The sequence below is a fragment of the Photobacterium lucens genome (genome assembly GCF_009873615.1).
Classification (GTDB): domain Bacteria; phylum Pseudomonadota; class Gammaproteobacteria; order Enterobacterales; family Vibrionaceae; genus Photobacterium; species Photobacterium lucens.
Genome location: NZ_SSMG01000457.1, coordinates 1 through 10,703, shown reverse-complemented (window position 1 = coordinate 10,703; position 10,703 = coordinate 1). Strand labels below are relative to the sequence as shown.

The following is a 10,703-nucleotide window of genomic DNA, read 5'->3' as shown; positions in this document are numbered from 1 at the left end:
TACGTTATTTAATTCTGTTTTTATTGTTTATTTTTGAATTTATATACTGCTTTTTATATTTATTATAGTGACTATGCTTTTTGGGTATCTGATTTTATGGTGTGATGTTTGTCGCATTCGTTTTGAAACTTGTTATAGGTAGTTTCATACTTGCCGCAGCATTTTATTCGATCAGAGAGTTTCCCGTGTCACTAACAACCACTCAAGAGCACCCCGGACAAGAAGTAACAACACGTTTATCTAAATGGACTCAGCATGACACCCGTTGGATGTTGAGCTTATTTGGTACATCTGTTGGTGCCGGTATTTTATTTTTACCGATTAATATTGGCTCTGGTGGTTTTTGGTCTTTGATCGTCATGGCGTTATTGGCAGGACCAATGACATTCTGGGCGCACCGAGGATTAGCTCGTTTTGTGCTGTCATCATCTTCATCTGATGCCGACTTTACTGATGTGGTAGAAGAGCATTTTGGCACAGGCTATGGTCGTTTAATTTCTCTGTTGTACTTTCTGTCGATTTTTCCAATTCTGCTTATTTATGGTGTGGGTTTAACCAATACCGTTGATAGCTTTATTGTTCACCAATTGGGTTTAGAAGCGCCATCACGTGTGCTGCTATCTGGTGGTTTAGTTTTTGTGATGATCACTGTGATGTTAGCGGGTGAAAAAGCGATGCTAAAAGCGTTTGAAGTGATTGTTTACCCGTTAGCATTTATCTTGGCGGGGATCTCAATTTACTTGATCCCAAGCTGGCACATGCCAAACCTTAATTTCAACCAAAGCTTTGTTGAGTTCAGTTCATCGCTATGGTTAGCCATTCCTGTGGTGGTATTTGCGTTTAGTTATACGCCTGTGGTTTCTGGTTTTGTTAATGCTCAGCGCCGTCAGTATGCCGATGGGGCTAAGCAAAAATCAGAATCAATTTTAAAGCGTACGTCAGTGATGCTGATTGCATTTGTCCTGTTCTTTGTTTTCTCATGCGTGTTAAGTTTAACTCCTGAGCAACTACAGCAAGCTAAAGCAGATAATGTCTCTGTGCTGTCTTACCTTGCAAACGTAAAAGATAGTCACTTTATTATGTTGCTAGGCCCACTGATTGCATTTATTGCGATCACCTCGTCATTCTTAGGACACTTCATGGGCGCACGTGAAAGCTTTAATGGCATTGTGGCGAAGCAAACAAAATTACCACTGAAAACCATCGATAAGATCGGTGTGGTGATCATGTTCTTCTCTATTTGGTTTGCTGCGGTAATGAACCCGAGCATTTTAGGGATGATGGAAGCGTTATCTGGCCCTGTGATTGCGATGATCTTATTTATCATGCCGATGCTAGCGGTATATCGTATCGATAGTTTGAAAATGTACCGTGGCAAGATCAGCACTTGGTTTATTTTGCTGATGGGCGTATTGGCTGTGGCAGCGATTCTTTTTAGTTTGATTTAATCGCAAACAGATATGAGATAAAAAGAAGGCTTGCGTTATTAATAGCGCAAGCCTTTTTGTTATGTGTTGAGTCCTAAGGATTAGAGCTTAAAGCGACGGATTTCTTGCTGTAATTCGTTAGATAACTGAGATAACTCTGCCGCTTGTTGTGCAGCTTCATTGGCTTCAATGGCAAGCTCATTTGATACGTCACGAATGCCTTCGGTGTTGCGAGTGATCTCGGATGTTACCGATGATTGCTCTTCTGCCGCAGAGGCAATTTGTGTCGCCATATCATTGATGTTGTTCACCGCAGCGGTAATTTGCGCCAAGCTTGCTGAGGCTGAACTTGCATCATCCACACTGGTTTCAGATAAATGGCGACTGTCTTCCATGATCCCAACCGCTTGAGCTGTGGTTTGCTGCAGGGTTTCAATCATTTGTTGGATTTCTTGGGTCGATGCATGAGTACGTTGGCTTAACACTCGTACTTCATCGGCAACAACCGCAAAACCTCGACCTTGCTCGCCAGCACGAGCAGCTTCAATTGCTGCGTTTAATGCCAGTAGATTGGTTTGCTCGGCAATACCTTGGATGGTTGAGAGGATCGTAGTGATGCTTTGGGCATGATTATTTAGCTCACTGATCACTGTTGTTGCGGTATCCACTTCTTGCGCCAAACTAGAAATAGATTGCTGACTTTGATTGACCTGCGTTGCACCGTGATCAGATGCAGCAACCGTTTCTTCTGCGGTACGTGCAGTATTTTCTGCGTTGTAAGCGATCTCTTTTGTTGCGGCTGACATTTCATTAATCGCAGTTGCGACCATATTGATCTCATCTTGCTGGTGCAAAATACGAGAGCTGCGCGCTTGAGCTTGGGTCGCTGTGGCTTTTGATTGCTGGCTTAATGAATCAGAGACATGGCTTAAACGCATCACCATTGCATGCATATTGCTAACAAATTGGTTGAAGTTATTGGCGAGCTGTCCTACTTCATCATTGCTCTTAGGCTCAATACGTTGTGTCAGATCGCCTTCACCGCTGGCAATTTCTGCTAGTGCTTTTGAAACACGATCTAAATCGCGGAATAGGAAGTTAACTAACCATGCCACACTACAAATAACCAATAGCGCAATAACAGCAGCAGCTAGTATTAACTTCAATAGTAGCGCCTTATGGGCGGCTTGTTCTGTTTGGGTATCTAAGCTAATAGCGATCAGCCATTGCGTATTTGGAATACTCGCGAAGTAAAGCTGCTTAGCTTGGCCGTTAATGGTTAACTTTGCAAAGTCATGACTCTGCATTTGTTGTTCAATAGAATTGATTGATAAGTCATTGCTATAGCGAGCAATAGGCTGGAGCAGTAATTGTTTATCAGGGTGTGCGAGGAAAGTACCATCTTGCTTGTTGATCAGCATGGCGAAGGCATTTTCACCAACGTTTAAATTAATGACATCATTAATCAATTGGGTAATTAAGATATCAGCACCAAGAACACCGGCAAAAGTCCCATTGTGATACACAGGTTTCGCTATGGTGATCATCTGTGCCTTTGTTAAGGTGTCGAGGTAAGCGGGAGAAATAATAGTGTTATTGGCTTGCTGAGCTTGTTGATACCAAGGACGAGTACGAGGATCGACAGATGATAGATCGCGTTCAGCATAAGAGCTGGTGGCAATACCGACTTTACTTCCGAAATACAAGTCTTCAAATTGACCCGCTAAACGCGCTTGTTTTAAAAAAGGGACGATCGCAGCATTAGATGTGTTTTCTTCAACAGAATTAATGATATTACTTCGAATCGCAACCCAATCTCCAATACTCTCACTCACAGCTTGAGTGAGATTTTCTGCTCGTTCATAAAGTTCATGCTCAGCTTGTGAGTCAATTTGGCTTGCGGAGAGCCAAGTAAGCGCAGTCGCCATCACTATGACAGCAGATAAACTGGCAACGATTAATTTTTGTTTTAATGTTAACTGCATTATATATCCCTAAAATCCAGTTGAATGTTAATGGATTCTAGAGTTTGTTGCGTTCTGGTGCATTGTAAATAATATATTTATCAATAAAGTTATTGGTTTTGGTGATATTGGTCCCATTTTTATTGGTTGTAACGTATAAAATTTTGTTTGCGACTGCTCAAAATACCATTACGATGGTGACTGTTTATGTAATTTAGTTACATATCTTTTGGATGTTTAGACGTCTAGATGTTGACTCTGTGATTGCATCCATTTAGTCTAACCGTCAATTTATAAATAGATGTTAAGTAGTCGTCATGCCAAGCACAGCCAAAAAAGATCAAAATATTCCACCATCCGCACTTGCCTTATTACCGTTGGGCATTTTTTTAGCCTTATTCATTGGGGTAGGTACTTACCTAACAATGCAAGGTGTTGATTTCGCTTTTTATCAATTACCAGCACCCGTTGCTGCTTTACCAGCGGTAGTCGTTGCCATTTTATTGAGTAAAGAAAAGTTAAATAAAGCGATTGAGCAGTTTATCCGTGGTGTAGGTCACAGCGATATTATTGCTATGTGTATGATCTATTTATTGGCTGGTGCATTTGCTTCTGTGGCGAAAGCGTCAGGTGGGGTAGATGCTACGGTTAATCTAGGGTTAGCGTTAATTCCTGCGAGCATGATCTTACCGGGTCTATTTGTGATCTCTGCTTTTATTGCAACTGCAATGGGCACATCAATGGGTACCATTGCTGCAGTTGCGCCAGTGGCACTCGGCATTGCTCAAGCATCAGGCATGGATGTGGCATTAACTGCCGGTGTTGTACTCAGTGGTGCAATGTTTGGTGATAACTTATCAATTATTTCTGATACCACGATTGCAGCGACCCGCTCGCAAGGCTGTCAGATGAAAGATAAATTCCGTGAAAACGTGAAAATTGCTATTCCAGCAGCGATTGCCGCCATTGTGTTATTTACTTTCAATAGCTCAGTGACGCAATTACCAGAAACATCCCCAATTGAATGGCTAAAAGTGATGCCATATATCACGATCTTGGTACTGGCGGTATCGGGTGTAAACGTGTTCGTCGTACTATCTATTGGTATTTTACTAGCCGGCGGTGTGGGTTTAACATCAGTGGCGGATTACAGCTTAACGAGCTTTGGTAAAGATATTTACGGTGGCTTTGGCAATATGCAGGAGATCTTCCTGTTATCTATGCTAATTGGTGGTATTAGTGAACTAATGCGCCAGCAAGGTGGTTTGGCATTTTTAACGCAAAATATCAGCCGAGTGATCAATGTCTTTAGTTCAAAACACAAAGCGTCTGAAAACCTACGTGCGAGCGAGTTTGGTATTGCAGGTTTAGTGAGTTTAACTAACCTTTGTACTGCAAATAATACGGTAGCAATCATTGTTTCTGGTGGAGTGGCACGTGAACTGGCTGATGAAAACGGGGTAACACCACGTCGCTCTGCAAGTTTGCTTGATATCTTCTCATGTGTGATCCAAGGGGTTTTACCTTATGGCGCACAAGCGTTGTTATTAGGCTCTGTATTTGAGTTATCACCATTAGATGTGGTGGCACATTCTTACTACTGTTTCTTCTTAGCAATAGCAGCGATTGTGGCTATTATCATTAAGCACCCAAGTAGAAAACTGACGACGATATAACGTGACGTAACTCACTATAAACTAGCATTGATGATAACTATTTGATTAAAGCTCAGTATTTTCTGGGCTTTTTTGTGCCTAGATGTGACATTAACAATAGTTTCGTGATTAATCAGGTGATCTAGCTAACAAAACGTTTAAATGGAAAAGTCATAAAATTTTATTTCGTTACACTGACGATGTTGGTCACATTGTTTTACTTATAACGGCATATTTTTGTGGTTAAAGTGTGACCATATGACTTGTACCGATTTAGCGCTCACACCATTGCGTTTGAAATCGCCATTAGAAAACATGTTTAAGGTGGATACCATGAAGCAACGCCTATTTGCTAAAACAGCATTAAGCGCCGCTCTACTTGCGCTTCTTTCTGGTTGTGCAACAACAGCGGAAAAAGCCTCTCCAGCATGGGATGCTGATACAACTTATCGAATCACTATCCTTCATACTAACGATAACCATGGTCGTTTCTGGCAAAACCAGAACGGTGAATATGGTATGGCTGCGCGTAAGACGTTGATTGATAAGATCCGTGCTGAAGTTGAAGCGCAAGGTGGTACGAGCTTATTGCTTTCTGGTGGTGATGTGAACACAGGTGTTCCTGAATCCGATCTGCAAGATGCAGAGCCTGATTTCAAAGGTATGAACATGTTAGGTTACGATGCGATGGCATTAGGTAACCATGAATTTGATAACCCACTTGATGTATTACGTAAGCAAGAAGAGTGGGCAAACTTCCCAATGCTTTCTGCTAACATTTACGACAAGAAAACTGGTAAGCGTTTATTTCAGCCGTACCAAATCTTTGAGCAGCAAGGCATTAAAATCGCTGTGATTGGTTTAACCACAGAAGATACAGCGAAGATCGGTAACCCAGAATACATTGGTGGTGTTGAGTTCCATGATCCTAAAGCGGAAGCGAAGAAAGTGATCGCTGAGCTTGAGAAAACAGAAAAGCCGGATGTGATCATTGCTGCAACGCACATGGGTCACTATGAAAACGGTCAGCGTGGTATTAATGCACCGGGTGATGTGGCACTAGCACGTTATCTGAATGAAGGTGATTTGGACATGATTGTGGGTGGTCACTCACAAGAACCTGTTTGTATGGAAAGTCCAAATGTGGCGAAGAAAGATTTCCAACCAGGTGATAAATGTGTACCAGATCAGCAAAATGGTACGTGGATTGTGCAAGCGCACGAATGGGGCAAGTACGTAGGCCGTGCTGACTTTGAATTTAAGAACGGTGAATTATCGCTAGTGAGCTACGATTTAGTGCCTGTTAACTTGAAGAAGAAAATCAAGTTAGATGACGGTTCAAGTAAGCGTGTGTTTATTCAAGATGAAATTGCACAAAACCAAGAAGTGTACAACTTCCTAAAACCGTTCCAAGAGCAAGGCCAAGAGAAGCTGAATGTGAAGATTGCACAATCTAACGGTAAGTTAGAAGGTGATCGTAATTTGGTGCGTTTTGAGCAAACCAACTTAGGTCGTCTAATCGGTGCATCACACATGGAACGTGCGAAAGCTGATTTCGCTGTGATGAACTCTGGCGGTGTGCGTGATTCCATTGAAGGTGGCGACATCACTTATAAAGATGTACTGATCGTACAACCTTTTGGCAACATCGTAACTTACACTGATATGACGGGTAAGGAAGTGTTGGACTACCTAAATGTAGTTGCGACTAAGCCTGTTGATTCTGGCTCTTACGCACAGTTCTACGGTATTTCAATGACTGTAGCGAATGGCAAAGTAAGTAACGTGAAAATCGGTGGAAAACCATTAGATATGAATAAGACGTATCGTTTCACTGTACCTAGCTACAATGCCGCGGGTGGTGACGGTTATCCGAAAATCAATAACCATGATGGTCACGTAAACACGGGCTTTGTGGATGCAGAAGTACTGAAACAATACTTAGAAACGCATTCACCAATTGATGTAAACAAGTTCGCACCAAAAGGTGAGATTGTTTATAAGTAAGCCGTAATGATGGTTTGAAAAAGCGCACCTTGAATTGTTCAGGTGCGCTTTTTTGTTATACAAAATTGCTGTGCTATAGCTCAGTTGTATGAACTAGCGATATAATCAGGGTTGGTAAACAGATGTTCTTAATTTCTTTGATAGCGCTTTTGCTATATGGGGGAATTAACCACAGCTGTTTGAGTGAAACAGAGAGCGAAATCATCATGACTCCAGCGATTAAATTAGCGAAAAAACAAAAAATTTCTTACCAAGTGCATCAGTATGATCACGATCCGGCTAACACCAATTTTGGTCATGAAGCTGCGGAAGTACTGGGCATCGATCCTAACCGTGTATTTAAGACATTATTGTTTTCGTTAAATGGCGATCCTAAAAATCTCGCAGTAGCCGTCGTGCCAGTCTCTGGGATGTTAGATTTAAAAGCAGCTGCAAAAGCCGCTGGTGGCAAAAAAGCTGAGATGGCAGATCCAAAATTAGCTGAGAAAGTAACTGGTTATATCGTGGGTGGTATTAGCCCATTAGGTCAGAAAAAGCGCTTACCGACCTTAGTTGATAGCGGTGCAGAAAACTTCGACACAATTTTTGTTAGTGCAGGTCGTCGTGGCTTAGATATCGAGCTGGCGGCGAAAGATCTTGTTGCTTTAACGGGCGGTAAATTTGCCGACATCGGTAAAGCCGAGTAATACATCGAGCTCGCTCAATACGGATATAGAGAGTGAATATTAGTGTCAGTGCCGAATTTAAACTTATTACGAACCTTGCATGCGCTGTTGGATGAATGCCATGTTACCCGTACTGCTGAGCGTTTACATATCACGCAGTCAGCGGTGAGTCGGCAACTGACACAATTGCGTGAAACTTTTTCTGATCCTCTATTAGTACGAGAGGGAAATCGTTTATTACCCACACCTCGAGCCTTATCGCTTCAACAAAAAATCACTGAATTACTTGCCGATTGTGATGCTGTTTTTGAGCCAGAGCAATTCTCTCCGCAAAACTGGCGTGGCAAGGTTGTTTTGTCATCATCCGATTATGTTGCCCAATATATTTTTCCAGATATTGTTGAGTTATTAACTACCCAAGCACCGCAGGTGGATGTGCGTTATCAGTTGTGGTCGCCAAGTTATACTGAGCAATTGGGCGATCTTGATATTCAGCTAGTCTCCACCATGGCACCCGCTATTCCTGAGGGATTATCAGGTGTGCAAATTGGTACTGATCAAGCGGTATGTGTAATGAGTCAACATCATATATTGGCAAAGCAATCATCATTAACACTCGATGAGTTCACTACTTATAAGCATGTATCGGTCAGTGGTGGTGGTGATAAAGATAGCTTTGTTGATACTCAGTTACGCTCGCTGGGTTGTGAGCGTCATATTCATACTTTTGTTCCTTTCTTTGGCTCGGCTCTTAATACGCTTTGCCGTACTGATATGTTATTGGTGATCCCAGAGCATATTGTTGCCAACATGCAGCGGTTTTATGATGTGGTATATAAGCCGTTACCCTTTCCAAGTATACGTAATCAATATTGGCTACTGTGGCATCCCAAATATGATAATGAATTGTCTCATCAATGGTTACGAAAGCATGTGCTAACGTTAATGAAGACATCCATGTATTCAATGACGCAATAAATTATCGTTGTTCATCAATTGAATTGTCGTTAGCTGGTCATGATTTAAAGTCATAGCCTTGATGATTTCTTTTGATTTCTACTTATGCCCCACGCTTGGTAATTTGACCCCCTGAAAGGAGAATTATTATGACAATCAGTGTGTGGCTTTCTTTATTCTTAATTTGTCTATTAGGGGCAATGTCACCAGGCCCCAGTTTAGCGGTTGTGGCAAAGCATAGTTTGGCAGGCGGACGTCAACATGGCTTAGTCACAGCGTGGTCACATGCCTGTGGTGTTGGGCTATATGCTTTATTAACTCTGTTGGGGTTAGCTGTGGTCTTAAAGCAATCACCAACGCTGTTTAATGTGATTAGCTATGCTGGTGCTGGTTACTTAGCGTATTTAGGGGTTAATGCATTACGCTCAAAAGGGGGCGTGGCTGAAAAATTAGCGGCAGGTAAGCCATCATCGTTGTTCGAGGCAGGTCGTGATGGTTTGATGATCTCGTTATTAAACCCCAAATTAGCCCTTTATTTTCTTGCCTTGTTTAGCCAGTTTGTTGCGTTAGGTAATGAGCTAAGTAGCCAAATGGTGATTGTTATGACACCGCTACTGGTCGATGGATTATGGTACACCCTTGTCGCTTGTGTGCTTTCATATCCAAAAGTTTTGCAAGCGTTAAGAAGTCGGGCGCAATTGATTGATCGGTTATCAGGCGTGGTGTTGATTGCGTTGGCGTGTCGGGTGTTTTGGTCAGTTTAAAAATATAACAAGAGCGGTGTTTAACCGCTCTTTTTGTTTATTTGCATGGTTATGAGCTGCGACGATTTAAATGACGCTCACGTGTTTCCAATTTCTTTTCAGGACTTTTTTTCAGCATTACATACAGCGCACCTGTACCACCATGTTGGCGTTGGGCTGAATGGAAACAAAGTACATCGGAAATTTGTTCTAACCAGGTTGTGACATAGCTTTTCATCAATGCTGGTGGATTCGAGCGCTCACCTTTACCGTGAACAATGATCACCGTACGAATATCTAAACGTTGTGACTGTTTGAGGAAGGAGAGGATCTCGTCACGGGCTTGTTGGAGTGACTTCTTATGAAGATCCAAACGCCCTTGAATATCGTATTTACCTTGGCGCATTTTACGGAATACAGCTTCTTGCACCCCGTCTCGCTTAAACTCGATCATATCATCAGGTTTTACCATAGTTGCGTTATCTAATGATAGGTACTCAGAGTCACTTTCTGCCAAGCTTTGAGCGGCAATACGACGCGCTAATTGCGATTCAGACACTGTGTGTTTTTGCGAAATGGTCACCGTGTCTTGTTTGATTGGCGCAACATCGGCCATCATCTCTTTAAAAAGATCGAATTCATTATTATCTGACATAGGACTTTCACTTTAGGAACCGATGACTTTGATTATACAAGTGCAACCAGATCTTGCCTAGCCGAAGGAAAGGGATAAAAAGGAAGAAAAAGACCAGGGCTAAAGAGAGAAAACCCTGGATGCAATATGCGTATTGCTAAATGTTGCTAGTGAGGAGGATTTGCCGTCGATGCTTTGTAAATAAAGTAGCCGCCAAAAAATAACATGAGTCCGAGGGCACCAAAAATGACAAGCATAGAAGCTAATCCAATACTGTTTCCAAATAAAAGATCTAACCAGAAATCCATGTGTATCCTTAAAGTGTCGACGTAATGACTACTATTTAAACAATGTGACGATTGTGTTTTTATGATCTAGAACAAGAGTAAAAAGTCTGTTTCATTGTTGTATGCATTAATGCGCTATAGATCACTTAAGTTACCGAAAAATCGCAATTTTGCTCGCTTGATAAGCAAAAGAATTAGTTACAAAAAAAAATACCGTATAGGGGTTGATAAAAACAATTTCGGGAGTATTATAAGCGACCTCAACGGCGCAGAGCGTTGTTGGTTTCGTCGGTGAATAGCGCAGTTTGGTAGCGCATCTGGTTTGGGACCAGAGGGTCGGGGGTTCGAATCCCTCTTCACCGAC

Annotated in this window: 9 protein-coding genes and 1 tRNA gene; 7 read left to right on the top strand and 3 right to left on the bottom strand. The window is 42.0% G+C overall.

What is annotated here, in order from left to right; all coding sequences use genetic code 11:
* The first annotated feature begins 185 nt into the window (after positions 1–185).
* Complete coding sequence (locus E5A76_RS18625; protein ID WP_161119839.1) at positions 186–1,448, top strand: HAAAP family serine/threonine permease; 1,263 nt, start codon at positions 186–188, stop codon at positions 1,446–1,448.
* Positions 1,449–1,528: 80 nt separating this feature from the next.
* Here the strand turns inward: E5A76_RS18625 and E5A76_RS18620 are convergent, their stop codons facing one another.
* Complete coding sequence (locus tag E5A76_RS18620; protein ID WP_161119838.1) at positions 1,529–3,412, bottom strand: methyl-accepting chemotaxis protein; 1,884 nt, start codon at positions 3,410–3,412, stop codon at positions 1,529–1,531.
* A 296-nt stretch (positions 3,413–3,708) separates the two neighbouring features.
* On the opposite strand from E5A76_RS18620, the gene E5A76_RS18615 reads away from it, so the two are divergent.
* From E5A76_RS18615 to E5A76_RS18595, 5 genes are all read left to right on the top strand, one after another.
* Positions 3,709–5,067, top strand: a complete 1,359-nt coding sequence (locus tag E5A76_RS18615; protein ID WP_161119837.1) for a Na+/H+ antiporter NhaC family protein — start codon at positions 3,709–3,711, stop codon at positions 5,065–5,067.
* A 312-nt stretch (positions 5,068–5,379) separates the two neighbouring features.
* Positions 5,380–7,053, top strand: coding sequence for a bifunctional UDP-sugar hydrolase/5'-nucleotidase UshA (gene ushA / locus E5A76_RS18610; protein ID WP_161119840.1), 1,674 nt, complete (start codon positions 5,380–5,382; stop codon positions 7,051–7,053).
* Between the two features lie 206 nt (positions 7,054–7,259).
* Positions 7,260–7,739 (top strand): Cys-tRNA(Pro) deacylase, encoded by a 480-nt coding sequence (ybaK, locus tag E5A76_RS18605; protein WP_053988632.1) that lies wholly within the window; start codon positions 7,260–7,262, stop codon positions 7,737–7,739.
* Between the two features lie 42 nt (positions 7,740–7,781).
* Positions 7,782–8,696: a LysR family transcriptional regulator gene (locus E5A76_RS18600; protein WP_161119836.1), complete on the top strand. Its 915-nt coding sequence runs from the start codon at positions 7,782–7,784 to the stop codon at positions 8,694–8,696.
* 128 nt (positions 8,697–8,824) lie between these two features.
* Positions 8,825–9,439 carry a LysE family translocator gene (locus E5A76_RS18595; protein WP_161119835.1) on the top strand — a complete coding sequence of 205 codons (615 nt, stop codon included), beginning with the start codon at positions 8,825–8,827 and terminating at the stop codon, positions 9,437–9,439.
* 49 nt (positions 9,440–9,488) lie between these two features.
* On the opposite strand, the gene smrA is transcribed toward E5A76_RS18595, so the two are convergent.
* Both smrA and E5A76_RS18585 read right to left on the bottom strand, forming a co-directional pair.
* Entirely contained in the window at positions 9,489–10,073 is a 585-nt protein-coding gene (gene smrA / locus E5A76_RS18590; RefSeq protein WP_053988629.1) for a DNA endonuclease SmrA, read from the bottom strand.
* A gap of 146 nt (positions 10,074–10,219) precedes the next feature.
* The gene (locus E5A76_RS18585) at positions 10,220–10,360 is read right to left on the bottom strand and encodes a DUF3149 domain-containing protein (protein WP_023933279.1); all 141 of its coding nucleotides are present in this window, start codon (positions 10,358–10,360) and stop codon (positions 10,220–10,222) included.
* A 268-nt stretch (positions 10,361–10,628) separates the two neighbouring features.
* On the opposite strand from E5A76_RS18585, the gene E5A76_RS18580 reads away from it, so the two are divergent.
* Positions 10,629–10,702: transfer RNA gene (locus E5A76_RS18580), tRNA-Pro, on the top strand.
* The last annotated feature ends 1 nt before the right edge of the window (position 10,703 follow it).